24 protein-coding genes, 1 tRNA gene and 1 pseudogene are annotated in these 22,940 nt (G+C 69.3%); 11 read left to right on the forward strand and 15 right to left on the reverse strand.

The window, feature by feature from the left end; all coding sequences use genetic code 11:
• The first annotated feature begins 514 nt into the window (after window positions 1-514).
• A tRNA-Gly gene (locus HUT19_RS19105) sits at window positions 515-588 on the forward strand.
• A 51-nt stretch (window positions 589-639) separates the two neighbouring features.
• Here HUT19_RS19105 and HUT19_RS19110 read toward each other — a convergent pair.
• From HUT19_RS19110 to HUT19_RS19165, 12 genes are all read right to left on the reverse strand, one after another.
• Window positions 640-1,797: a tyrosine-type recombinase/integrase gene (locus tag HUT19_RS19110; protein WP_176181648.1), complete on the reverse strand. Its 1,158-nt coding sequence runs from the start codon at window positions 1,795-1,797 to the stop codon at window positions 640-642.
• A complete protein-coding gene (locus HUT19_RS19115; protein WP_176181649.1) occupies window positions 1,797-2,009 on the reverse strand; it encodes an excisionase family DNA-binding protein in 213 nt (70 codons plus the stop codon). The genes HUT19_RS19110 and HUT19_RS19115 overlap by 1 nt, the downstream gene beginning before the upstream one ends.
• Window positions 2,002-3,294 (reverse strand): replication initiator, encoded by a 1,293-nt coding sequence (locus HUT19_RS19120; protein ID WP_176187034.1) that lies wholly within the window; start codon window positions 3,292-3,294, stop codon window positions 2,002-2,004. The genes HUT19_RS19115 and HUT19_RS19120 overlap by 8 nt, the downstream gene beginning before the upstream one ends.
• Window positions 3,295-3,459: 165 nt before the next feature.
• The gene (locus HUT19_RS19125; protein WP_176181650.1) at window positions 3,460-3,756 is read right to left on the reverse strand and encodes a hypothetical protein; all 297 of its coding nucleotides are present in this window, start codon (window positions 3,754-3,756) and stop codon (window positions 3,460-3,462) included.
• A 24-nt stretch (window positions 3,757-3,780) separates the two neighbouring features.
• Window positions 3,781-3,975 carry a hypothetical protein gene (locus HUT19_RS19130; RefSeq protein ID WP_176181651.1) on the reverse strand — a complete coding sequence of 65 codons (195 nt, stop codon included), beginning with the start codon at window positions 3,973-3,975 and terminating at the stop codon, window positions 3,781-3,783.
• Window positions 3,976-3,988: 13 nt separating this feature from the next.
• Window positions 3,989-4,174, reverse strand: coding sequence for a mobile element transfer protein (locus HUT19_RS19135; protein WP_176181652.1), 186 nt, complete (start codon window positions 4,172-4,174; stop codon window positions 3,989-3,991).
• 12 nt (window positions 4,175-4,186) lie between these two features.
• Complete coding sequence (locus HUT19_RS19140) at window positions 4,187-4,783, reverse strand: DUF2637 domain-containing protein (RefSeq protein ID WP_176181653.1); 597 nt, start codon at window positions 4,781-4,783, stop codon at window positions 4,187-4,189.
• A gap of 2 nt (window positions 4,784-4,785) precedes the next feature.
• Window positions 4,786-4,977, reverse strand: a complete 192-nt coding sequence (locus HUT19_RS19145) for a hypothetical protein (RefSeq protein ID WP_176181654.1) — start codon at window positions 4,975-4,977, stop codon at window positions 4,786-4,788.
• Window positions 4,978-5,027: 50 nt separating this feature from the next.
• Window positions 5,028-5,237, reverse strand: a complete 210-nt coding sequence (locus HUT19_RS19150) for a hypothetical protein (RefSeq protein ID WP_176181655.1) — start codon at window positions 5,235-5,237, stop codon at window positions 5,028-5,030.
• Window positions 5,238-5,316: 79 nt separating this feature from the next.
• Complete coding sequence (locus HUT19_RS19155) at window positions 5,317-6,693, reverse strand: FtsK/SpoIIIE domain-containing protein (protein ID WP_176181656.1); 1,377 nt, start codon at window positions 6,691-6,693, stop codon at window positions 5,317-5,319.
• Window positions 6,694-6,698: 5 nt separating this feature from the next.
• Entirely contained in the window at window positions 6,699-7,049 is a 351-nt protein-coding gene (locus HUT19_RS19160; protein ID WP_176181657.1) for a hypothetical protein, read from the reverse strand.
• 186 nt (window positions 7,050-7,235) lie between these two features.
• The gene (locus tag HUT19_RS19165; protein WP_176181658.1) at window positions 7,236-8,021 is read right to left on the reverse strand and encodes a GntR family transcriptional regulator; all 786 of its coding nucleotides are present in this window, start codon (window positions 8,019-8,021) and stop codon (window positions 7,236-7,238) included.
• A 111-nt stretch (window positions 8,022-8,132) separates the two neighbouring features.
• On the opposite strand from HUT19_RS19165, the gene HUT19_RS19170 reads away from it, so the two are divergent.
• The 10 genes and pseudogenes from HUT19_RS19170 (at window position 8,133) to HUT19_RS19215 (ending at window position 19,054) form a co-directional block, all read left to right on the forward strand.
• A complete protein-coding gene (locus tag HUT19_RS19170; RefSeq protein ID WP_176187036.1) occupies window positions 8,133-8,540 on the forward strand; it encodes an NUDIX hydrolase in 408 nt (135 codons plus the stop codon).
• Window positions 8,541-8,648: 108 nt separating this feature from the next.
• The gene (locus HUT19_RS19175; RefSeq protein ID WP_368661698.1) at window positions 8,649-9,005 is read left to right on the forward strand and encodes an ATP-binding protein; all 357 of its coding nucleotides are present in this window, start codon (window positions 8,649-8,651) and stop codon (window positions 9,003-9,005) included.
• Window positions 9,002-9,292, forward strand: a complete 291-nt coding sequence (locus HUT19_RS19180; protein WP_176181660.1) for a hypothetical protein — start codon at window positions 9,002-9,004, stop codon at window positions 9,290-9,292. Before HUT19_RS19175 ends, HUT19_RS19180 begins: the two co-directional genes overlap by 4 nt.
• A gap of 404 nt (window positions 9,293-9,696) precedes the next feature.
• Window positions 9,697-10,008 carry an HNH endonuclease gene (locus tag HUT19_RS44315; RefSeq protein WP_176181661.1) on the forward strand — a complete coding sequence of 104 codons (312 nt, stop codon included), beginning with the start codon at window positions 9,697-9,699 and terminating at the stop codon, window positions 10,006-10,008.
• 60 nt (window positions 10,009-10,068) lie between these two features.
• Entirely contained in the window at window positions 10,069-11,445 is a 1,377-nt protein-coding gene (locus HUT19_RS19190) for an IS1380 family transposase (protein WP_176178549.1), read from the forward strand.
• Window positions 11,446-11,826: 381 nt separating this feature from the next.
• Complete coding sequence (locus HUT19_RS19195) at window positions 11,827-12,165, forward strand: CU044_2847 family protein (protein ID WP_176181662.1); 339 nt, start codon at window positions 11,827-11,829, stop codon at window positions 12,163-12,165.
• A gap of 69 nt (window positions 12,166-12,234) precedes the next feature.
• The gene (locus tag HUT19_RS19200) at window positions 12,235-16,404 is read left to right on the forward strand and encodes a trypsin-like serine protease (protein ID WP_254885651.1); all 4,170 of its coding nucleotides are present in this window, start codon (window positions 12,235-12,237) and stop codon (window positions 16,402-16,404) included.
• A 252-nt stretch (window positions 16,405-16,656) separates the two neighbouring features.
• A pseudogene (locus HUT19_RS43090) lies at window positions 16,657-16,962 on the forward strand (DUF4253 domain-containing protein); the annotation flags it as partial.
• A 22-nt stretch (window positions 16,963-16,984) separates the two neighbouring features.
• Window positions 16,985-17,407, forward strand: a complete 423-nt coding sequence (locus HUT19_RS19210) for an integrase core domain-containing protein (protein ID WP_176181664.1) — start codon at window positions 16,985-16,987, stop codon at window positions 17,405-17,407.
• Between the two features lie 270 nt (window positions 17,408-17,677).
• The gene (locus HUT19_RS19215) at window positions 17,678-19,054 is read left to right on the forward strand and encodes an IS1380 family transposase (RefSeq protein WP_176178549.1); all 1,377 of its coding nucleotides are present in this window, start codon (window positions 17,678-17,680) and stop codon (window positions 19,052-19,054) included.
• Between the two features lie 237 nt (window positions 19,055-19,291).
• Here HUT19_RS19215 and HUT19_RS19220 read toward each other — a convergent pair whose 3' ends face one another.
• The 3 genes from HUT19_RS19220 to HUT19_RS19230 all read right to left on the reverse strand — a co-directional run bounded on the left by HUT19_RS19220 (window position 19,292) and on the right by HUT19_RS19230 (window position 22,904).
• A complete protein-coding gene (locus tag HUT19_RS19220; protein ID WP_254885339.1) occupies window positions 19,292-20,662 on the reverse strand; it encodes an IS701 family transposase in 1,371 nt (456 codons plus the stop codon).
• A 169-nt stretch (window positions 20,663-20,831) separates the two neighbouring features.
• The gene (locus HUT19_RS19225) at window positions 20,832-22,202 is read right to left on the reverse strand and encodes an IS701 family transposase (protein ID WP_254885339.1); all 1,371 of its coding nucleotides are present in this window, start codon (window positions 22,200-22,202) and stop codon (window positions 20,832-20,834) included.
• Between the two features lie 171 nt (window positions 22,203-22,373).
• Window positions 22,374-22,904 carry a transposase gene (locus HUT19_RS19230; RefSeq protein ID WP_254886098.1) on the reverse strand — a complete coding sequence of 177 codons (531 nt, stop codon included), beginning with the start codon at window positions 22,902-22,904 and terminating at the stop codon, window positions 22,374-22,376.
• Between the last annotated feature and the right edge of the window lie 36 nt (window positions 22,905-22,940).

The raw sequence follows: 22,940 nt of genomic DNA on the forward strand, positions 1-22,940 counted from the left end.
TACGGCGGACCAGGCGCTGCGGCACGGATCCCACGATGGGCCACGGCGGCCCACGGCAAAGGACCCGGCCCCACCGGACCGAGCCCTCGCCCCTGGCCTCATCGGTTACCGCTTCTGGTGCCCCACGGGCACCGCATGCCGCAGCCGCGCACAGCGCGGACACCGCAGCAGCCGCCCGGGACCGATCCGGTCGACGGTGAGGTGCTGCATCGGGAACGAGGCGGTACTGAACACGTGCCCTTCAGCACAACGGACGACGGTGCGCTCCATTGAGTCCCTTCCCCAAGAACGTGGACGACGTGGACGACAAAAGCCACATTAGGGGATCAATCGCACGTCACTCCACGCGGCACTCCGCGCCCCCACCGTACGCCCCAACTCCCGCACCCCAACAGCCGCTTCCCCCTCGCGCAAACCACCTCGAACAGCAAGAAGACCCCACGACAAATGCGCCGGGGGTCAGCCATGAGGTACAGTGAGCGACGATGCGGCGCCAGGCCAATTGGGCGCCCTCGCGGGTGTAGTTTAATGGTAGAACATGAGCTTCCCAAGCTCAGAGCGCGGGTTCGATTCCCGTCACCCGCTCCAGACAGAAGCCCCAGGCCAGCGGCCCGGGGCTTTGTTGTTGTCTAGACCTCTCTATGCCTCCCGTGCCCGTTGCGTGCCCGATGGGCTCCGGGCCGCCTCACGCTGTGCCCGCACGCGAGCGTCGAGGGCGGCGGCGATCTCCTTCTGACGGTCGAGGTTGGAGTGCTGGTAGATCAGCGCGGCCCGCTCGGAGGACTGGCCAGCCCGGACCATGGTGTCCTTGAGCGTTGCCCCGGATTGCGTCGAGAGCGTATGGCCGGTGTGACGAAGATCGTAGAAACGGAAGTCGTCGGGGAGCCCCACTTTCGCCCGCGCCCGACGCCACTTCCGCCCAAAGGAGGACCGCCGGAACGGTGCCCCCTTCTCCCCCACGAACAGAAGTCCGTTGGGGTCCTTCTCAGCGAACCACTTCAGATGACGTTCAAGGTCCTTCCGCAGGAAGCCCGGCAGGACGATGAACCGCTTCCCCGCCTCGGACTTGGTGTCGCCGACCACCCGCCGCCCGGTCGTCAGCTCAGGAGCGGCCCGCCGGACCCAGACGCCGACCGTTTCGAGGTCCACGTCCGGCCGCCGCAGCTCGGCTTGCTCTTCCGGCCGCGCGGGCCCGTACGCCGCGATGTACACCATGAGGCGCCAGCGGGGCCCGATGGCGTCCGCAAGGGCGTCCACCTGGTCCACGGTGGCGATGGGCCGCTCAGGAGCCGACTCCTTGCCTGCCCCTCGAATCCGGCACGGGTTGCGGCGGATCAGCTCGTCCTCAACCGCGGTTTCCAGGATCGCTTTCACCAGCCGGTACGACTTGGCGACGGTCGTTTCTCCAGTGGCCTTCAGCCGCTCAGCACGCCACGTGCGCACCCTGGGCGGGGTGATCTCGTCCAGATCCCAGGCTCGGAAGGTGGGCAGGATGTGTAGCCGCAGAAGGCGCCGGTACAGCTCCTCGGTGGTAGCGGAGAGGTCCCGCTCTTCAACCCACTGCACGGCGTACTCACCGAAGTTGACCGCCCCCGCGTCCGGGTCCTGCCAGTCCCCTTTGCGTACCTCCGTCTGCTGCTCAGCCAACCAGTCATCCGCCTCCCCGGCCGTGGCGAAGGTGACTGGTGCCGGGCGATCGACCCCATCGGGGGCGAGGTACCGCGCCTGATAGCGGCCGGAGGGCAGCTTGCGGACACGCCCAAAACGCCGCTTCTTCGTTGGCTTCTTCCTCGGCATCAGGCAGCCCGCCCAAGGCGACGGCGCCGAGGCTGCACGGGCTGCACAGTGTTCGCGTCGATGTACTCGCGTATGACGCTCTCCGGGATGCGGACGTGACGGCCCACCTTGACGTACTTGACGCGCCGCTCCGCGATCAGCCGCCGGGGAAAGCGCTGCGTGGTGCCCAGCAGCTCCGCCACTTGAGCAACGCTGAGATAGCGGTCATGCATGGGTGGGCTCTCCTTCTGTTCCAGTGGCGGGGGTGATGGTGGCGGTGAGCCATTCTTCGGCGGAGGTGAGGCCGGTTCCGGCGTAGGCCCAGTGGGCGAGGACGAGGGTGGTCTCCTCGTGCTCCAGATCGGCGGCTGCCTGAGCGCGTCGCCAAGCGGCGCGGGCGTCGCGGAGTGCGCCGAGGGTGGTGGAGTAGCGGCGGGACTTGGTGGAGAAGTGGCCGCGGAAGCCGAGCATGTGGGCCCAGGCGCGGAGCCGGAGGTGTTCCAGGTCCTTGCGGGCGCCGAGGGCCCATGCGGTGCGGATGAGGCGGCGGGCGTGGTCGGTGATGTCGAGTTGAGCGATCTCGGCGATGAGGCGTAGCGGCCGGTCCAGGGCTCCGGTCGCGGTCTCAGCGCCCTTGGTGGCGTACTTGGCGATGTAGGCGGCCACGGCCCGGTCGGTCAGCTCTTGGCCGCCGTTGAGGTCGGCACCTCGGATGGGCCGTACGTCGAGCTGGTTACCGAAGGCGAAGGTGTGGGTCCGGCCGTCGATGACCGGCCCGGTGACCTCGGCCCTGGTCGCGGCGGCGCGGATGGCGTCGGTCAGCATCTCGACCGTGGCCCAGGCCGGGGGCGAGGTGTCGCCGCCGCCGGGGCCGTCGAGGCGGATCACGGCATGGAAGTGGACGGCACCGCGCTTCTGGTACTCGGCGACCTTGGCGAAGGACAGCCGGGCGTGATCGCGGAAGGCGCGTTGGGTGAGCCCGGCCCGCTTGGCGACCTCACGCCGCAGGTAGATCGAGAAGCGGCGCCAGAGCATGCCCGCATGGGCGTTCCAGAGGACGGCGGCTTCGTAGTCGTAGGTGGTCGGGTTGAGCGGGGTGCCAAGGGCGTCGTCCTCCTGGTCGTGTCGGGTGCCGCAGCGGCACGGGCGGTGGGTACCGGCCGGACCGGTAAGCCGGTTGTGGACGGGGCCGAAGCTGGGTGCCGTGAAGGTGGCGAAGACGCGCGGATGGCCGGTGACCGTCTCCGGGATGCCCTTGCCGCCACGCAGTCCGGCGGTGATCAGGTGGAAGGTGTCGCGGCGGTAGGTCTCGGCGCAGGCCGGGCAGCGGGTGGTGCGGCGGTTGTTGCAGCGGACGAGGAGGTGTCCGGCGGGCAGGTCGGTGGAGTCCAGGTGTCGCAGGACGCGGCCGATCTCGCCGGTTTCCCGGTTCACCTCGTGCTCGGTGCGGTGGCCGTCGAGGCGGATGGGGTTGGTGCAGCCGCCGAGGCCGGAGAGCTGGCGGAGCAGTGCGGGCATGGTGCCAAGGGCTGCAAGGTTGCCGAGTTGGGGCAGCGGTGGCGGGGTGGTGCGGGTGATGATGGGTGTCACCTCTTTCGGCTGTGGTCGGGAGGGGGGTTGGATTGCCGGGGCGGCGGATGCTTGGCGGTATCGAGGCCGCCCCGGCAGTCGTGTTCATCGGGGTCAGCGGCGGCGCTGGCCGGTGAGCAGCGAGCGCATGACAACGGCGGCCACGGCGACGGAGATGGCCGTGACGGCGACGGCGGCCAGGAGCGCGGTCAGGACGATGCCGACTGTGACCACGGCGCCGACGGTTCCGGCGTTGAGCCCGAGCAGTGGTGTCCGGCGGGGTGCGGGCGCGGAGGTGTGCTGGCACCCGCAGGCCGCCGGAGCGTGGGGGCGCTGGGTCGCCGGGGTAGCCGAGCCGGGCAGGTGGACGGTCGGCAGCGTGGGGGTCTCGGGGTACTTCGGTCGGAACACGGCGGTTTCCTCTCAGCTACTCGTCTAGTCGTGTTCGCGGTTGACGGTGTCGACGCCGGAGCGCGTACCGGACTCCACGAGGGGTGCGAGCCCGGTGTGGGCGAGCCAGAAGCCGAACAGCGCGATGACGACGGCGATCCAGACACGGACGCCGAGGAACTTGATCGCGAACCAGGCGATGGCGCCCAGGATGAAGACCAGGGGAAGGCTGACAGTCATAGACGAACTCCCTTCAGCGGACGGGGCAACGGTGGGTACGGGCGGCCAGTTCAGCGGCGGCACGCGTGTCGTAGTCGGCGGAGAAGTCACAGCGGGGAGCGGTGCACACGGCGGTGTGCTTCTGCCGTCCCCGTTGGTCGTTGGCGGTGCCGATCCGGACCGGGCCGATGCGGAGGATGTTGCGGAAGCGGCGGAGCATGGCGGACCCCTTTCAGAGGTGGGCGGCGATGGCGTCGGCTAGGGGCGCCGGGACGCCGAGGCGAGCGCGGAGCGTCGGTGTGTCCATGGGCGAGCCAGTACGGGCGCGGTGTTCGTCGGCGAGCTTGCGTGCGTGGGCCACGAGGGCAGCCGGTACGTGCGGGGCGGGCAGCTTCGGTTCAAGGTCCGGAGCGGCGGGAGCTCCCGCGGCTTCCGGTTCGGCCGCAACCGATGCGGGTTCGGGCGTTGGTGCGGTGTGGGCAAGGAGCGTTCCGCCGAGGAAGGCGACGGCGGGCCATCCGGCGACGAGGATGCGCAGCCAGTCGGGGACGTCGGCCAGGTCCAGCAGTCCGGCGGTGGCGACGTTCGCGCCCAGCGACGCGGCCAGGGCGACGATGAACCAGCACCAGCCCGCCGCCTTGGACGAGCCGGACCGCAGCCGCTTCCAGGCGGCCACGAGCAGCAGGTCGACGGAGACCGGATAGGCCCACGCCTTCCACCCGGCTTGCCCGGCCGCGGAGGCCAGGTCGTGCAGGTGGGCGAAGGACAGCGCGGCTGCGATGACCGCTTGCACGAGCACCGCGTCAACCCGCGCCAGGTAGGCGCGCACGTCTACACCCCTTCACAGGCGTTGTCGGACGGTGGGATGGCGCGTGGGCCAAGTACGGCCAGCAACTCAGCGCGCTCAGCTTCGGTAGCGGCATCCCGGTAGAGGCGGTGCGCGTCGTCCAATGCGGTTGCGTAGTTACCAGCTCGTACGGCGGTCTCGATCTGACGAATCGCTTGCCATGTCTGGTCGTGCACGACGGACCTCCTTTCAGGCATGGCAGGGGTAGGGACTGCTTCCAGTGAGGTCAGCCGCCCGCCGTGAGTTCGTCGGCACGTGCGCGGGCAGCGGCGGCTACTTCGGCGGCTTCTGCATCGCCGGGCATGGTGGCCGCGATGCGCTCCAACAGGTCCGCTTTGCGGCTCATCAGCTCTGCGTGGTTCCCGGCACTGGACGTGCGGAAGTCGGCCAGGTCAGCGAGCAGCGCGGAGACCTCGGAGATGGAAGGGCGGGACACAGGTACTCCAATCGGTTTCGGGCATGACGCGGTAGGGACATGGCGCGGTGCGGTCGCGCCGACCGTGAGATGAGGGCGGTTACTCGGTGGCCGGGAGCGGCTTGAGCAGCGACACCGGTGCGCTCACCGGAACGGCCGGCACATCGGGCCGGAACGGTTCCAGCGCTGGCAGGTCCGGAACGAGGTGCGCGGTCTCCCGGCAGACTCCGGCAGCGTCACCGAGCGAGAGATACGGGGTGCGGATGCGGGACCAGCCGCCGGAGGTGTCCCCGGCGACCGCGAGCCCAGGCCGTTCGGGAGCGATGGCGCAGGCCGCGCCGACCGCTTCGGGGGCGATGTCGCCGAGTGCCATCTTGGCGGAGGCTTCGTCGTTCACGCGGTGGCAGACGCGGCCGGTCAGCTGAGCCCGGAGCATCGTGGCGCCCTTGCCCAGTTCGGCGCCGAAGCGCTGTCCGCAGACCTCCAGGTAGATGCCTGCCGCGCGGCCGAGTTGGGCGAGCCGGATGAGCTGGGTGACCATCTCGTCCCGCCGTTCCTCGTCCTTCCGCGTGGCCACGAGGAACAGCTCGGCCACCTCGTCGACGAGCAGCACCACCGGTACCGGGCGCTCTTCTTCCGGCAGGCCCCAGATGTCAGAGGTGATCCCTTCATCCGGCGTGCTCGGGGCGATGCCCTGCCGGGCCTTGATCAAGTCGTATCGGTCCTCCATGAGTTCAATCAGTACCGGCAGCAGGTCAGCCGCCTGTACAGGGTCGGTGGCCAGCGCCGACAGCCGGGGAGCGAACGGCGCCAGCTCCACACCCCTCTTGCAGTCGATGCCCACCAGCGCGACCCGTTGCCGGGCCAGCCCAGCTATCAGGTGCCGCAGGAACATCGACTTCCCCGACAGCGTCGCGCCCAGGGTGAGCTGGTGCGGGATGGTCCGGTAGTCGCGCACGAACGGTGTCGCGTCCTCCTTCAGCGCCACCGGCACTTTGAGGAAGCCGCCACCGGACTTCCGTGGCATCCGGACCTTCCTGAGTACGTCGAAGCCGATCAGCCGCAGTTCGACGACACCGGGCTTCACCACCTCCACGTACACGCCGTGAACTCCCCAGGCGTGCCGCAGCCGTTCAGCCGAAGCCGCGACATCAGCCGGTTCCTGCCCCGGCGCCAGCCGCAGCCGAACACGCAGCCCGGTCGAGGTCGGGCGGACGAGCCCACGCCGGGGCGGAACGGGCCGCACTTCCCGGTGGGTGAGCGCCTGCGTCGCCCAAGCCCGCAGCCGGGACGGCGGGACGGTCAGCCCGCAGGCATCCATGACGGATCCGTACGAGCCCAGCAGCTTCGCCGTGGAGATCGGCAGGCCGACCGTGGACCAGTACGCGGCCGGATGCCGGGCCCGGAGGTAGGCGGCCCCGCCGACCATTCCGGCGACCGGGCCACCCACCTCCATCAACGTCAGCACGTCGGCCATCGGGCTCAGACCCCCGCCCCAACGGGCATCTCGGCCGGAGCGATGGCGTCGGCACGGAAGGCGATCCCGTGCCGCTGCTGCCCGTTGAACACGGTCTCCCACGGCCGGGCGATCAGCCCGATCAGCGTGACCGGCGAACCGAGGGCCAGCCCTTCCGTCACGCCGCTCTCCGGCACGGTGACCTGAAGCAGCGAGGACTCCCCGCCGTCGATGAAGACGACGCCGAGCCGCATCAGCACCTCACCGCTCTGGGCATCCTTGGCGATCTCGCCGGTCTGCCGGTCCTTGACCTTCGGCTCCGGCGCCTCAGTCAGCAGGACCGTGGCACCGGAGGTCTCAACGCGGATGGAACGCAACACTTTCTCCTTGTCTCGCACTTCAGCCCACCTAGTCATCTAGATGAGTTGGAGGGTTCGAACCCGAACTGCCGGGAACGAAGACCACCTTGCCACACAGCTTGCCCACTCGTCTATACGAGTATGCATCTTCGTGCGTACGAGTCAGAAGAAGTGACGCCGGGGCCACCACGCCCCGGGCACCGGTCAGTTGGCAGGGAGTTGGTACGCGAGGACGTAGGCGTCAGCAGCCATCACGGTGTCGCAGACCTCAACCGCACGCCCCTCGGAGTCGTAGGCGGTCCGGACAAGGTGGATCACCGGCACACCGGAGGCGAGCTGGAGAGTCCGCACCTCCTGAGGGGAGGGCATCCGGGCCCGGATCTCCTCGTCGAAGTGGTCCAGGCGGTGCCCCATCTCCTCCAGCCGGGCATAGATACCGCCGGGCCCGGGGTTGGGCTGGGCGATCGGAGTGTTCCGGGCGAGGTCGAGCGGGAGGTAGGAGGTCGCGAACTCCACCGGTCGCCCGTCCAGCAGGTACCGGCGCCGCCGAGCGAGGACCTTACGGGGTGAGCCCAGCCGAGCAGAGATATCCGGCGACGGCCGCTCCTCCTTCACCTCCAGGCCGTCGACCTCCGGACGGCTCCCCGCGGCTTCCGCCTCCACCGTGAACGCCGACTTCCCCTGATCGCGGTGACGCCGGGCGAAGCGGTCCGAGGCGAGCCGCCTGACCGGAGGCCGGGGCCGGACGAAGACACCCTTCCCGTGTTCGGAGACCACCAGCCCTTCCTGCTGGAGCAGGGAGAGCGAGTTCCGGACGGTCATACGCGAGACCCCGAAGTGGTCGACCAGCTCAGTTTCCGAGGGCAGCTTGTCGCCCTCGCGGAAGCGCCCCTTGTCGATCGCTTCCCGCAGGGCGTCAGCGATCTGCCGGAACACGGCCCGGTCGCTCGTCGGGTCCAATGCACCCAGGACGGAGGTGAGAGAAGCCATTCGCGCGTACTCCTTTAGGTATCTAGACGAGCGGCTGACCGGTGTTGCTACGGTGGAGAGCCTAGCCAGCCGAGAGGGCCGAGGAACGTGAGCACTGAGCGCCCGCACTCCGTGAGCGTCGCCGGAGTCATCGTCGACGACGCGGGCCGAGCGCTGCTGATCAAGCGACGGGACAACGGTAAGTGGGAGCCACCCGGCGGCGTGCTCGAACGCGAGGAAACCATCCCCGACGCGCTTCAGCGTGAAGTCCTCGAAGAGACCGGGGTCAAGATCGCGCTTCCCGCGACCCTCACCGGCGTTTACAAGAACATGACCGGCCTGATCGTCTCCATGGTCTTCCGCTGCGAGGCGATCGACGGCGCCCCGACCACCGGCGAGGAAACCCGCGCTCTGCGCTGGGCCACCCGCGACGAAGTCACCGAGCTCGCCGACGAGGCATACGCAATCCGCGTCCTGGACGCGCTCGACAACACCGGCCCGCCGGCCGTCCGTGCTCACGACGGCGTGCGACTCATCTAGCACGAACCCACGATCCATCGCCCCTACCAGCATGAAGGAACTTGTATGGACGAGTATATGAGTAGCCCGCGAGTTTGGGGGCTGATGTGCCCAGGTTTCCGAGAAGAAGTGACTCGCGCCCGCCGCTGGACCCGGGAGATCCTCAGCGGACACCCCTGTGCGGATGATGCCGAGCTGATCGTCAGCGAGCTGGGAAGCAACGCCGTCAGCCACACCACGAGCGGCAGCGACTTCGGCACCTTCCAGCTCACCCTGTCCCTGCTGCCGCGCACCGTCGCGATCTCCGTAACCGACGAGGGAGGCCACCCCGACGAACCCCGTGGTGCAGAGGCCGACCCATACGACACCCGCGGCCGCGGATTAAGCATCGTCATGGCATTGGCCTGCCGCTTGGACATCACCGGCAGCAAGCACGGCCGCACCGTCACCGCCCAGCTCGTCGCACCCCAGAAGGCTGACCAATGACACCCCGACCCGAGACCAATGACGGCTGGGAACTGGACGACCTGCACCGCGCCGAGATCACGATCGCGATGAACTGGGTGATCCGCACCTGCCAGGACATCGTCCGCGAGTGCAGCCACAAGACGTTCTGGGTCCCCAGCGGAACCGTCACGGGCACCCAGCCGACCACGGACCACCTCATCAAGTCGGCTCGCACCGACGTGCTCAACAGGCTCCGTCACCAGATCGACGGCGTCGAGCGCATCATCACCATCGCGGAGCGCGAACGCGCCAAGCGCAAGAGGTGAGTTACAACCTTCTCTACGGGTTCAAGGCGCCGCGCAAGCGCGGCGCGCGCGGCCCGGCGGCGCGGGCCGCCGCTCATGTCTCCGCCCCGCTCCGGCCCGACCGCCGGACCGCGCGCCAGCAGCAAGCACCTTGCTGAGGAGAAGGGGTACGTCGTGGCTGAGGGTCGGCTCCACGGCTTTAGGCACCTCCCCGGTCCGGGTCCCGCGTCGGGCAAGGCCAGGGGGCCACTCGTGCTAATTGCGGGCAGGTCCAAAGCCTGCCCGAGTTGCCAACCAGCGTACGGCCCCCTGACCATGCCCGACCCCAGACCGGGCAGGCCACCGCCCAAACCCGCTCCACCGACTGCGGTGACGGGATCCTCTCTACTCGAGTACCTGTCAGCGAGGACCTTTACGCTTCCCTCATGCCTGAAGGTCGACCCGCCCTTCCTGCCGAGCTTCGACGGCGTGTCCTAGTTGAAGCCGGGCACCGCTGTGCCATCCCGACATGCCGTCGCCACCCAGTGGACATCGAGCACATCGACGACTGGGCGACAGTTCGCGAGCATCGGTTCGAGAACCTGATCGCCCTCTGCCCCACGTGTCATCGCCGCAAGGGGAGCGGACCGGATCAGATCGACAAGAAGTCTCTACGGCAGTACAAGATCAACCTAGCCTCGCGCTTTCACGAGGCGGGCTGTCCGACTGGTGATCAAGAAAGCAGAAAGTGCCTCTGACCAGCGAGAATGAGGATTGCTGAGGTCCTTGTTCCCGCCACCGCCGGAGGCACTTTCCAGGTGAAGAAGCGTATCGGGTCCTACCCGCGTGTCCGCGTCGAGGGCGGCGGTCGTGGGGTCGTCTCGCAGGCCGGGGCCGTGCTGCTGGTCGAGACGATCCGCAAGTCCGGTCTCGACACGGCGATATCGGCGGCGCTTGAGCCGTGGCGGAAGGCCCGGGCGGTGCACGATCCGGGCAAGATCCTGCTGGATGTCGCGCTCGCGGTGGCACTCGGCGGGGACTGCCTGGCCGACGTGGGCTTGCTGCGGGCTGAGCCGGCCGTGTTCGGGCCGGTAGCCTCCGACCCCACGGTCTCCCGGCTGATCAACACGCTGGCGTCGGGCGGACAGCGGGTCCTGGCAGCACTGCGCACCGCCCGTGCTGAAGTACGCGAACGCGTATGGCGGTTGGCCGGTGAAGCAGCGCCGGACACGGGCGGGCAGGTGATCGTGGACATCGACGGCGTCCTCGTCCTGGCCCACTCCGAGAAGCAGGACGCAGCCGCGACCTGGAAGAAGACGTTCGGCCACCACCCGCTGATGGGATTCGTCGACCACGGCCGCAGCGGGTCCGGCGAGCCGGTCGTGGGCCTGCTGCGGCCCGGCAACGCGGGCTCCAACACCGCCGCCGACCACATCGAGGCCACCAGACTGGCCCTGGCCCAGTTGCCGAAACGGCTCCGGCGCGGCCGGCAGACGCTGATCCGTACCGACTCCGGCGGAGGCACCCACGAGTTCGTCGCCTGGCTCGCCCGGCGCGGAAGGTGGCTGTCGTACTCGGTCGGCATGACCATCACCGACGCCATCCACCAGGCCGTCCTGAAGGTCCCGGCCTCGGCCTGGACACCGGCCGTCGAACCCGACGGCGACATCCGCGACGGCGCCTGGGTTGCCGAACTCGGCGGCGACTGCCTGACCGGCTGGCCCAACGGGCTGCGGCTGATCGTGCGGAAGGAACGGCCGCACCCCGGTGCCCAGTTGCGCTTCACCGACGCCGACGGCATGCGGTTGACCTGCTTTGCCACCAACACAGCGGGCGAGGCGATCGCCGCCCTTGAACTGCGCCACCGCCAGCGTGCCCGTGCTGAGGACCGCATCCGCGCCGCCCGCGCCACCGGCCTGCGCAACCTTCCCCACCATGGCGCCGCACAGAACCAGATCTGGCTGGAGATCGTCCAGATCGCCCTGGACCTGCTGGCCTGGATGCCCCTGCTCGCTCTCACCGGCAAGGCCCGCCTGTGGGAGCCCCGCCGCCTTCGGCTTCGGCTGTTCTCCGCCGCCGCGCAGCTCATCACCACCGGCCGCCGCCGCTACCTCCGCCTGGCCAGGCACTGGCCCTGGGCCGACGTGATCAGCGATGCCCTGGACCGGCTCCGCGTCCTCCCGAACCCCGGCTGACCGGCACGTTCCCGTCCCTGCGAGCAGCACCACCCCCGACCGGAGCCGTGGAACCCGGCGCCCACCCGACGCGACAACCGGGCCGTCAGCCTGCCCAGACGCCGAAACCCCCACCCCAAAGAGTCCGCCAGCAAACTGACGACCCCTCATGAACGATCGAGGCTAGGGCATACAGGGCAATACGCCTAGATCAAATGCCCTCTGAGAACTCACAGAGGCAGGGTGCGCCCCGGTGTGGGGTCCGACGGCTGAAGGTCTTCGGCCTGCGTCGAGGGCAGGACGAATTTTGCGAATGCCCGACGCTGCCTCTGCTGGTTGGTTAGCTTGTTGATCCATCTGCGCAATCCCGTGAAGGGCGGGGCTGCGAGAGGAGGGGGAACTGTGCGTGTTCTCGCGCGACTTCTGTTGGAGGACGGGGGCTCGATTCTGGTCGAGACTCCCGAGACGCCTGAGGTGTCGGACGGGCCTGTGAAGGCGGGCCGGGTCGGCGAGGTGATCCAGGATCTGCCGCTGACCGTGCGGGAGAAGCTCCGTCCGGTGACGGACCTGGCGCGAACGGCTCTGGAACAGCTGCGGCAGGCGGGTCCGGACGAGGTCGAGATCGAGTTCGGGGTGGATCTGGCGGCGCAGGCAGGTGCTGTGATCGCCAAGAGTGAGGTGGGTTGCCACCTGAAGGTGACCGTAGCCTGGCGCAGCGCGTCCGGCGACAACGCCCACTGAGATCCGCGGCGAGCGGGATACCGCGGCAGTGAGTACGGATGCGGGTCACAGGGCGGACGGAGGTCAGGCATGAAGTCGGGGGTGGCCCGAATCCAGTCCCGCCGGGGTGAAACGGTCGGGGCCGGTTTCCTGATCGGTGACGATGCGGTGGTCACCTGCGCTCACGTGCTGAGGGCCGGCGGATACGGTCCGGGCGACCGGGTACGGATCGTCTTCCCTCATGCGCAAGGGGCACCGTGGGTTGAAGGCGATGTCCCGGCCGAATCCTGGCGCGACCCGGAAGCCGAGGACGTCGCAGTCGTCCGGCTGAGGGAGACCCCGGGCGCAGCGCAGGTGCTGGAACTCGGTTCCGCTGCCGGTTGCCGGGGACACGCGGTGCGCTCGTTCGGCTTTCCCGGCCAGGCACCCCCCGGGGGCCATTTCGGCTATGCGGTGGCCGGTGACCTACTGCCCGACGACGGCACGGACGGCCTGCTGCAGCTGACCGGGGCCAATGACCTGACCCGGGGATTCAGTGGGGGTCCGGTCGTCGACGACGTCACCGGCCTGGTGATCGGCATGGTCACCGCCATCACCGCAGCCGACGAGCACCTTCGCGGCCAGGGCATCGCCTACGCAACGCCCACCCAAGCCCTGCGCCGGATCCGGCCCGGGGCCGTTGAGCATGCCGTGTCCCCCTACCGCGGCCTGGAACCGTTCACGAGCGAGCAAGCGGCGTGGTTCCACGGCCGCGACATCGCTGTCGACACGGTTCTCACGGCGTTGGCCGGGCAGCGGCGGGCACTTCTGCTGCTGGGCCCCTCCGGATCGGGTAAGTCCTCCCTCGTCCAAGCCGGTGTCCTCCCCGCTCTGGCCGGTGGGCGGTTGCCTGGGAGCGACCGGTGGCGTCCCGTCGTCGTCCGCCCCGGAGAACACCTGCCCACTGCGCTGGAACGCCATGGGTTACCCGGTGCCGCGGCCGACGGGATCACCGCCGCTGCTCGGCAGCGGGTCAACGGAGACACCCTGTGTGATCGTCTGGTCCTGGTCATCGACCAGTTCGAGGAGATCCTGAGCGGCCCGGCCGCCGTCCCGTCACCCTTGCCTCCCGCCCAGACGGCCCCATCCGGCGGGGAGGCGTCCGTGACTGCGACCGAGCAGATCACCGAGCTGATCCGGTCACCTGTACCGGCCGTGGTGATCATCATCATGCGGGACGACTTCTACCCTCGTATGGCCGCCGAAGCCCCGCAACTGCTGGAAGCCGCCTCGCCGGGCCTGGTCAACGTGCCTGCCACCCTGAGTCAGCAGGACCTGCACGCCATCATCACCCACCCCGCCCGGGCGGCCGGCCTGCGTCTCGAATCCGGACTCACCGAACGGATCATCGCCGACGTCCTGGCCGCCGACCTCCGTGGCACTCCCGCCCGGGCAGCACCCGTCACCGCACTCGTCCCCCTGCAACTGACGCTGCGCCAGCTGTGGGAGCGCCGTGACGACGGCTGCCTCACACACACCGCCTACGAGCACATCGGACAGATCAACGGAACTCTCACCACCTGGTGCAACACCGCCCTCGACCGGTTGCCCACCGCCCAACGGACCACCGCACGTCGTCTCCTCACCGCCCTGGTACGGCCCGCAGACCCCGTCCGACGCATCCCCGCCATCCGCCAGCAGGTCCCACTCGACGTGTTGCGCGACCTCGCCTCCGGCTCCTCCCGGACCTCGCCAAGACCGCCTGCCTCCGAGCCCGCCGACCAGACGACGGACGCGGTCCTGGCTGCACTCACCCGGCACAGGATCATCACCACCCACGCCCGCGACCCAGGGCCCCCACCTGTGGGCGTGGTGGCCGAACTCGCCCACGACACCTTGACCCAGGACTGGGGCGAGTTGCGTGACTGGGTGGCCGAAGACCAGCAATTCCACACATGGCTGCACCGAGCCGAGGAACAACGCGCCCGCTGGGCCCGACGCCACGACCCTGAGGACCTCCTGCACGGCACCGCCCTGGCCGACGGCCTGGACTGGTCCCACCAGCGCGGACTGCCCGGCCCCGTCGCGGACTTCCTCGAAGCAAGCCACCACAACCAGAAGGCGGCGCTGCGTCGTACCAAGCGCATCAACCTCATTCTGATCGGGGCCCTTGTCCTGGCCCTGATCGCCACGGGTCTGGCCTTGTGGCAACGTCAGACCGCTGTCGCTGCTCAGCAGATCGCCCTGTCCCGACAACTCGCCGCTCAGTCCCAGGGCCTCACCGACACCGATCCCGATCTGGCCTCCCTGCTCGCCGTACAGGCATATCGGACTCACCCCACGGCAGCCGCCGCCCTTGCCCTCTACTCTGCAGCCAGCCTCCCCCTCCGGCACCGCCTCACGGGCCACCACGACGGTGTGACCTCGGTGGCATACAGCCCCGACGGCCGCACCCTCGCCACCGGGAGCGAAGACGGCTCGGCGAAACTGTGGAACGCCGCCACCGGCCACCTGCGCACCACACTCACGGGCCACCACGACGGTGTGACCTCGGTGGCATACGACCCCGACGGCCGCACCCTCGCCACCGGGAGCGAAGACGGCTCGGCGAAACTGTGGAACGCCGCCACCGGCCACCTGCGCACCACACTCACGGGCCACCACGACGGTGTGACCTCGGTGGCATACAGCCCCGACGGCCGCACCCTCGCCACCGGGAGCGAAGACGGCTCGGCGAAACTGTGGAACGCCGCCACCGGCCACCTGCGCACCACACTCACGGGCCACCACGACGGTGTGACCTCGGTGGCATACAGCCCCGACGGCCGCACCCTCGCCACCGGGAGCGAAGACGGCTCGGCGAAACTGTGGAACGCCGCCACCGGCCACCTGCGCACCACACTCACGGGCCACCACGACGGTGTGACCTCGGTGGCATACAGCCCCGACGGCCGCACCCTCGCCACCGGGAGCGAAGACGGCTCGGCGAAACTGTGGAACACCGCCACCGGCCACCTGCGCACCACTCCGGCCAGCCACAGCAACGGCGTGACGTCGGTGGTGTTCAGCCCCGACGGCCACACCCTCGCCACCGGCGACAAGGACCATTGGGTCCGCTTGTGGGCCCTTTCCACCGCAACCGGCGACACCACCCTGACCGGTGTCCTTCGCAACACTGTCACGGGCCACAGCGACGGCGTGAGCTCCGTGGTGTTCAGCCCCGACGGCCACACCCTCGCCACCGCAAGCGAAGACCGAACAGCACGCCTCTCGGACATCGCAGTAGGTCACACACGCACCACACTCACCGGTCACACGGGCTCCGTCATGTCGGTGGCGTTCAGTCCGGACGGCCGCACCGTTGCCACCGGCGGCTGGGACGGCACGGCTCGGCTGTGGGACACCGCCACCGGCCGCCTGCGCACCGTCCTCACGGACCACGTGAAGTACGTCTTGTCGGTGGCGTTCAGCCCGGACGGCCATACCCTCGCCACCGCGAACGACGACGGCACGGCGAAGCTGTGGGACATCGGCACCGGCCGCCTGCGCACCACACTCACCGGCCACAGCGACGGCCTGTGGTCGGTGGCGTTCAGCCCGGACGGCCATACCCTCGCCACCGGCGGCATCGACCGTACGGCGAAGCTGTGGGACACCGGCACCGGCCGCCTGCGCACCACACTCACCGGCCACAGCGACGGCCTGTGGTCGGTGGCGTTCAGCCCGGACGGCCATACCCTCGCCACCGCAAGCGAAGACCGTACGGCGAAGCTGTGGGACACCGGCACCGGCCGCCTGCGCACCACACTCACCGGCCACAGCGACGGCGTGACCTCCGTGGCGTTCAGCCCCGACGGCCATACCCTCGCCACCGGCGGCATCGACCGTACGGCGAAGCTGTGGGACACCGGCACCGGCCGCCTGCGCACCACACTCACCGGCCACAGCGACGGCGTGACCTCCGTGGCGTTCAGCCCCGACGGCCACACCCTCGCCACCGCGAGCAACGACGGCACGGCGAAACTGTGGGATGTCGCCGCCGGAGGCACCCGCACCACTCTCACAGGCCATGTCGGCTACGTGACCTCTGTGGCGTTCAGCCCCGGTGGCCATGGCCTGGCCACCGGCGGGATCGATCGCAGGGCAAGACTGTGGGAGGTCGCTCTACCCGGCCAGACCGATGCCATCAGGAGAATCTGTAGGGCCGTCCACCGAAACTTCACCGCACAAGAGCGAGCGACGTACCTCTCGGGTCGGCCGGAATACACCTGTGCTCCGTGAGAGGGGGAGATGGGGGTCCTGCTCGCCGTGCAGCAGTCGTGGCGAACGTTGATGGGTGCGGCTCGGTTCGTAGGAGTCCCGGATCGCGGAGCTGACGGGGAGGCTGGAGGTGGAGCGGGAGGCGTGGTCGCGGTTGCGGGTGACCTGGGAGACGGTCGCCGAGGTGCTCGCCGAGATCTCCCAGGCCGGTGCACCGGTCGGCCGCCGCAGGAGGCGATGGCTGCGGAGGAGTCATCGCAGCCGGCCGCATCCGGCGCAGAAGCCCTCACAGCGGCAGGATGGTCCGGTCCCGCCAACTACGACAACGACACGGCGAAGTTCTCCGCGATCGTCGGCGACTGGGAGAACCGGTTCGGTGCCCGTGTCGTCGCGGTCGGCTTCTCCCCCCTGCACCTCAGCGTTGCAGCCCCACCCACAGCTGAAGAGGACGCCCTCCTGGTCGCTGCTGAGCACTTCGCCTTCTGCCCTGACAACATCTGGCAAGGCAGACGGCCGTACACACTGGCCGCGTACGCTGAGCGGCTCAATCCACAGGAAAGGACCAGCTCAGCAGCCTGATCGGAATATTGACACCCTTCAGGTGCAGCAGGCGCGGAATCTCACCGCCGATTTGGGCATACGCATCGACTCCCTGCACTTCTTGTTACGCGGCCGCGATGGCAAGTACGGCGAAGCCTTCGACGCCGTCTTCCAGGCCGAGGAAATGGAGATCCTCAACAGTGCGCCACAGGCTCCCCGCATGAACGCGCACTGCGAACGCATCATCGGCAGCATCCGACACGAAGCCCTCGACCACATCCTCATCATGAACGAGGCCCACGCCCGCCACGTCCTCGCGGCCTACGAGCAGCACTACAACGAACACCGACCTCACCAGGCCCGCAACCAGCTACCACCCGACGCCCACGAACAACCCGCTGCGATGCACAGCCTCAGCACCGGCAAAGTCCTGCGCACCCGGATCCTCGGCGGCCTCATCAACGAGTACAGATACGCGGCATGACATACAGCGATGACTTTTCGAGCGGCACAGGGTCGCGGTGCCAGCGCAGGACCGTGTCCGGCGAGACGATGAGCGGTAGCTGGCGTGCCCGGCGGGAGAGCATGGAGGAGGGCAGCCAGCAGCGCACGGTCCAGCCGGGTGAGCTTAGCCTCGCGCTTTCACGAGGCGGGCTGTCCGACTGGTGATCAAGAAAGCAGAAAGTGCCTCTGACCAGCGAGAATGAAAATTGCTGAGGTCCTTGTTCCCGCCACCGCCGGAGGCACTTTCCAGGTGAAGAAGCGTATCGGGTCCTACCCGCGTGTCCGCGTCGAGGGCGGCGGTCGTGGGGTCGTCTCGCAGGCCGGGGCCGTGCTGCTGGTCGAGACGATCCGCAAGTCCGGTCTCGACACGGCGATATCGGCGGCGCTTGAGCCGTGGCGGAAGGCCCGGGCGGTGCACGATCCGGGCAAGATCCTGCTGGATGTCGCGCTCGCGGTGGCACTCGGCGGGGACTGCCTGGCCGACGTGGGCTTGCTGCGGGCTGAGCCGGCCGTGTTCGGGCCGGTAGCCTCCGACCCCACGGTCTCCCGGCTGATCAACACGCTGGCGTCGGGCGGACAGCGGGTCCTGGCAGCACTGCGCACCGCCCGTGCTGAAGTACGCGAACGCGTATGGCGGTTGGCCGGTGAAGCAGCGCCGGACACGGGCGGGCAGGTGATCGTGGACATCGACGGCGTCCTCGTCCTGGCCCACTCCGAGAAGCAGGACGCAGCCGCGACCTGGAAGAAGACGTTCGGCCACCACCCGCTGATGGGATTCGTCGACCACGGCCGCAGCGGGTCCGGCGAGCCGGTCGTGGGCCTGCTGCGGCCCGGCAACGCGGGCTCCAACACCGCCGCCGACCACATCGAGGCCACCAGACTGGCCCTGGCCCAGTTGCCGAAACGGCTCCGGCGCGGCCGGCAGACGCTGATCCGTACCGACTCCGGCGGAGGCACCCACGAGTTCGTCGCCTGGCTCGCCCGGCGCGGAAGGTGGCTGTCGTACTCGGTCGGCATGACCATCACCGACGCCATCCACCAGGCCGTCCTGAAGGTCCCGGCCTCGGCCTGGACACCGGCCGTCGAACCCGACGGCGACATCCGCGACGGCGCCTGGGTTGCCGAACTCGGCGGCGACTGCCTGACCGGCTGGCCCAACGGGCTGCGGCTGATCGTGCGGAAGGAACGGCCGCACCCCGGTGCCCAGTTGCGCTTCACCGACGCCGACGGCATGCGGTTGACCTGCTTTGCCACCAACACAGCGGGCGAGGCGATCGCCGCCCTTGAACTGCGCCACCGCCAGCGTGCCCGTGCTGAGGACCGCATCCGCGCCGCCCGCGCCACCGGCCTGCGCAACCTTCCCCACCACGGCGCCGCACAGAACCAGATCTGGCTGGAGATCGTCCAGATCGCCCTGGACCTGCTGGCCTGGATGCCCCTGCTCGCTCTCACCGGCAAGGCCCGCCTGTGGGAGCCCCGCCGCCTTCGGCTTCGGCTGTTCTCCGCCGCCGCGCAGCTCATCACCACCGGCCGCCGCCGCTACCTCCGCCTGGCCAGGCACTGGCCCTGGGCCGACGTGATCAGCGATGCCCTGGACCGGCTCCGCGTCCTCCCGAACCCCGGCTGACCGGCACGTTCCCGTCCCTGCGAGCAGCACCACCCCCGACCGGAGCCGTGGAACCCGGCGCCCACCCGACGCGACAACCGGGCCGTCAGCCTGCCCAGACGCCGAAACCCCCACCCCAAAGAGTCCGCCAGCAAACTGACGACCCCTCATGAACGATCGAGGCTAGGCATCCTGAACCACCGATACGGCGATACAGAACGGCGCCTACCGGTAGTTCGTTAAATCCGGCGGTAGAGGTCAATGCCGTGTCCGGTGGTGACCGCGTCGATCAGGGCCTGGAGCTCTGAGGGTGGGTCTGTGTCCGTCCAGGCTCGCCACCACCGGGTGAGGGTGATGGCGGGGGTGAGCCAGGACCGGATGGCCCGTAAGGCCCTGGGCCAGCAGGGCTGTTGGGGCTGGTGGGGTTCGGTTGATCCCCCTCTCTGGCCCGTCGTCGGGGCATGGGTCCGGCGCGGTGGCATCCAGGGGTCCCGGTGGGGCGAACCACTGGTCCCAGCAGAAGGAGAAGGCGCAGTTGACCAGGGTCTGGTGGCGGCGGATGGCGCGGTCGGAGCGGACTTGGAAGTCGGCCCAGCCGAGTTCGTCCTTGATCTGTTTGTAGCTCTGCTCGATCCAGGGCCGCAGTCCGTAGAGGTGGACGATCTCGGCGAGGCCCGCCGGCGGGTGCGGGCCGGTGGCAGCGTGGGGTGTGTCGGGGTGGGGCAGGCTGGTGGCCAGGTACCAGGTGGCCTTCTCCGGCAGGCTGCCCGGATCGGTGGTGGCCACGACCAGCCGGCAGGGAGAGTCGGGGCCGTAGCCGCCCAGGCGGGCATCAGCCGCCCACCAGGTCTCGGTGTGCCCGTCACGGAAGTGACGTTCCACGGGCATCCAGTCGCCTGGATGCCTGGCATCGCGCCAGGCCAGTGAGTGTGCGGCTTCGATGGGGGTGTGCGGCTGGTCGGCCGGAGCCCAGGTGCCGCGGTGCGGCTTGAGCGCGACCACGTAGGCCAGGCCGGCCTCGCGCAGTGCGAGGTACCAGTCGTCGCTGACCGAGTAGGCGCAGTCGGCGACCACCGCCCGGCAGCCGAAGCCGGCCTCCTTCCCTCGGGCCGCGAGGGCAGCGGCCAGCTGTGGTTTCGTGCGGAAGTCCGGGTCGGAGCGGCTGCGGGTGAAGTGGTGGGCGGGGGTGTAGGGAGCCGCGTGCAGCGGGTAGTACACACGGCCGTCGGTCCACACCGTGGTCACCGTGACGATGCCGTTGTCCGTCTTGCCGTACCGGCCCAGCCACTGTCGGCCCACGTGCGCGGTGGCCGTGCCGTCCTTACGGTCCCCGGAATCGTCGATCACGATGACCCCGCCGTCGTGCGGAGCCGTCGCCGACTGCTCACGCAGCAGCTCAAGCCGCCGGTCGTTGACCTGCTCGGCCTCCCAAGGGGACTCGGACAGGAAGAACTGCAGCCGCTGCACCCCCGCCGTCCCCGCACCCGCCACCGGCTCCGCCCCTGCCAGGCATGTGATCGTCTTGTTCCGCTCCCGTGGTGCCAGCAGTCCCGTCAGGTACTCGCGAAACCCCCGCCGCTGAGCCAGACTGAAGAAGAGGTCGTCGAACCGCGCCGCATAGTCCTCCAACGGCCCCGGCGCAGGCGGACACGGACGGCGAGCGGTCATCTTCAGCCCCCAGCCAGGTAGTTGACTCCTACCACCGGCCTACGACCAACCCGGCCTGCCGTCAACCCGCACCACCGCCGGATTTAACGAACTACCGCTACCGGTAGTTCGTTAAATCCGGCGGTAGAGGTCAATGCCGTGTCCGGTGGTGACCGCGTCGATCAGGGCCTGGAGCTCTGAGGGTGGGTCTGTGTCCGTCCAGGCTCGCCACCACCGGGTGAGGGTGATGGCGGGGGTGAGCCAGGACCGGATGGCCCGTAAGGCCCTGGGCCAGCAGGGCTGTTGGGGCTGGTGGGGTTCGGTTGATCCCCCTCTCTGGCCCGTCGTCGGGGCATGGGTCCGGCGCGGTGGCATCCAGGGGTCCCGGTGGGGCGAACCACTGGTCCCAGCAGAAGGAGAAGGCGCAGTTGACCAGGGTCTGGTGGCGGCGGATGGCGCGGTCGGAGCGGACTTGGAAGTCGGCCCAGCCGAGTTCGTCCTTGATCTGTTTGTAGCTCTGCTCGATCCAGGGCCGCAGTCCGTAGAGGTGGACGATCTCGGCGAGGCCCGCCGGCGGGTGCGGGCCGGTGGCAGCGTGGGGTGTGTCGGGGTGGGGCAGGCTGGTGGCCAGGTACCAGGTGGCCTTCTCCGGCAGGCTGCCCGGATCGGTGGTGGCCACGACCAGCCGGCAGGGAGAGTCGGGGCCGTAGCCGCCCAGGCGGGCATCAGCCGCCCACCAGGTCTCGGTGTGCCCGTCACGGAAGTGACGTTCCACGGGCATCCAGTCGCCTGGATGCCTGGCATCGCGCCAGGCCAGTGAGTGTGCGGCTTCGATGGGGGTGTGCGGCTGGTCGGCCGGAGCCCAGGTGCCGCGGTGCGGCTTGAGCGCGACCACGTAGGCCAGGCCGGCCTCGCGCAGTGCGAGGTACCAGTCGTCGCTGACCGAGTAGGCGCAGTCGGCGACCACCGCCCGGCAGCCGAAGCCGGCCTCCTTCCCTCGGGCCGCGAGGGCAGCGGCCAGCTGTGGTTTCGTGCGGAAGTCCGGGTCGGAGCGGCTGCGGGTGAAGTGGTGGGCGGGGGTGTAGGGAGCCGCGTGCAGCGGGTAGTACACACGGCCGTCGGTCCACACCGTGGTCACCGTGACGATGCCGTTGTCCGTCTTGCCGTACCGGCCCAGCCACTGTCGGCCCACGTGCGCGGTGGCCGTGCCGTCCTTACGGTCCCCGGAATCGTCGATCACGATGACCCCGCCGTCGTGCGGAGCCGTCGCCGACTGCTCACGCAGCAGCTCAAGCCGCCGGTCGTTGACCTGCTCGGCCTCCCAAGGGGACTCGGACAGGAAGAACTGCAGCCGCTGCACCCCCGCCGTCCCCGCACCCGCCACCGGCTCCGCCCCTGCCAGGCATGTGATCGTCTTGTTCCGCTCCCGTGGTGCCAGCAGTCCCGTCAGGTACTCGCGAAACCCCCGCCGCTGAGCCAGACTGAAGAAGAGGTCGTCGAACCGCGCCGCATAGTCCTCCAACGGCCCCGGCGCAGGCGGACACGGACGGCGAGCGGTCATCTTCAGCCCCCAGCCAGGTAGTTGACTCCTACCACCGGCCTACGACCAACCCGGCCTGCCGTCAACCCGCACCACCGCCGGATTTAACGAACTACCGCTACTGAGGTTGAACTCGTGATGTCGCTGGGGTGCTCAGGCGGGTCGGATGGTCAGGCCGGTCTCGGCGAGGCAGCCGTCTATGAGGTCGCTGCGGTACTGGATGTGCCGTAAGCCGCGTCGGATGCGGTGGACGAGGTGTTCGGGAGTGCTGAAGGCGACGTTGGAAAGCCAACCGCGCCGCAGCAGTGACCAGATCCCTTCGACGGGGTTGAGGTCGGGTGCGTAGGGCGGCAGGTAGTAAATGGTCAGCCAGTCCCGGACTGCCGCCCATTCCCGCAGGTCGGCGGCTTTGTGGACGTTCAGGTTGTCCCAGACGAGAACGATCGGGCCGCCGAGCTGCTGGTGGGCGGCGATCAGCAGGTCCCGGTAGTCGCGCCAGGAGAAGCTTTTGCGTCCGTCGCGCGGGCCGTCGTCCCGGCGCGGCCGGTAGATCAGCCGGGACCGGTGGCCGGGTTTGTAGCAGGTCAGCGCAGCGATCGATATCCGTCTGCGCGAACGGCCGCGGACCCGCACCACCGGGGTCCGGCCGCGCTGGGACCAGGTTTTCGCCTGCGGCGGCGTCATGGAGAATCCGGCTTCGTCCTCAAAGACCAGCCAGGC

The organism is Streptomyces sp. NA02950, assembly GCF_013364155.1.
Taxonomy (GTDB): domain Bacteria; phylum Actinomycetota; class Actinomycetes; order Streptomycetales; family Streptomycetaceae; genus Streptomyces.

Bases quoted from the DNA above. Each gene is read 5' to 3' on its own strand.
- HUT19_RS19120 (WP_176187034.1), bottom strand. From the start codon at position 3,294: ATGCCCGCACTGCTCCGCCAGCTCTCCGGCCTCGGCGGCTGCACCAAC.
- HUT19_RS19200 (WP_254885651.1), top strand. From the start codon at position 12,235: ATGAAGTCGGGGGTGGCCCGAATCCAGTCCCGCCGGGGTGAAACGGTC.
- HUT19_RS19165 (WP_176181658.1), bottom strand. From the start codon at position 8,021: ATGGCTTCTCTCACCTCCGTCCTGGGTGCATTGGACCCGACGAGCGAC.
- HUT19_RS19230 (WP_254886098.1), bottom strand. From the start codon at position 22,904: ATGACGCCGCCGCAGGCGAAAACCTGGTCCCAGCGCGGCCGGACCCCG.
- HUT19_RS19115 (WP_176181649.1), bottom strand. From the start codon at position 2,009: ATGCATGACCGCTATCTCAGCGTTGCTCAAGTGGCGGAGCTGCTGGGC.
- HUT19_RS19130 (WP_176181651.1), bottom strand. From the start codon at position 3,975: ATGACTGTCAGCCTTCCCCTGGTCTTCATCCTGGGCGCCATCGCCTGG.
- HUT19_RS19155 (WP_176181656.1), bottom strand. From the start codon at position 6,693: ATGGCCGACGTGCTGACGTTGATGGAGGTGGGTGGCCCGGTCGCCGGA.
- HUT19_RS19110 (WP_176181648.1), bottom strand. From the start codon at position 1,797: ATGCCGAGGAAGAAGCCAACGAAGAAGCGGCGTTTTGGGCGTGTCCGC.
- HUT19_RS19135 (WP_176181652.1), bottom strand. From the start codon at position 4,174: ATGCTCCGCCGCTTCCGCAACATCCTCCGCATCGGCCCGGTCCGGATC.
- HUT19_RS44315 (WP_176181661.1), top strand. From the start codon at position 9,697: ATGCCTGAAGGTCGACCCGCCCTTCCTGCCGAGCTTCGACGGCGTGTC.
- HUT19_RS19180 (WP_176181660.1), top strand. From the start codon at position 9,002: ATGACACCCCGACCCGAGACCAATGACGGCTGGGAACTGGACGACCTG.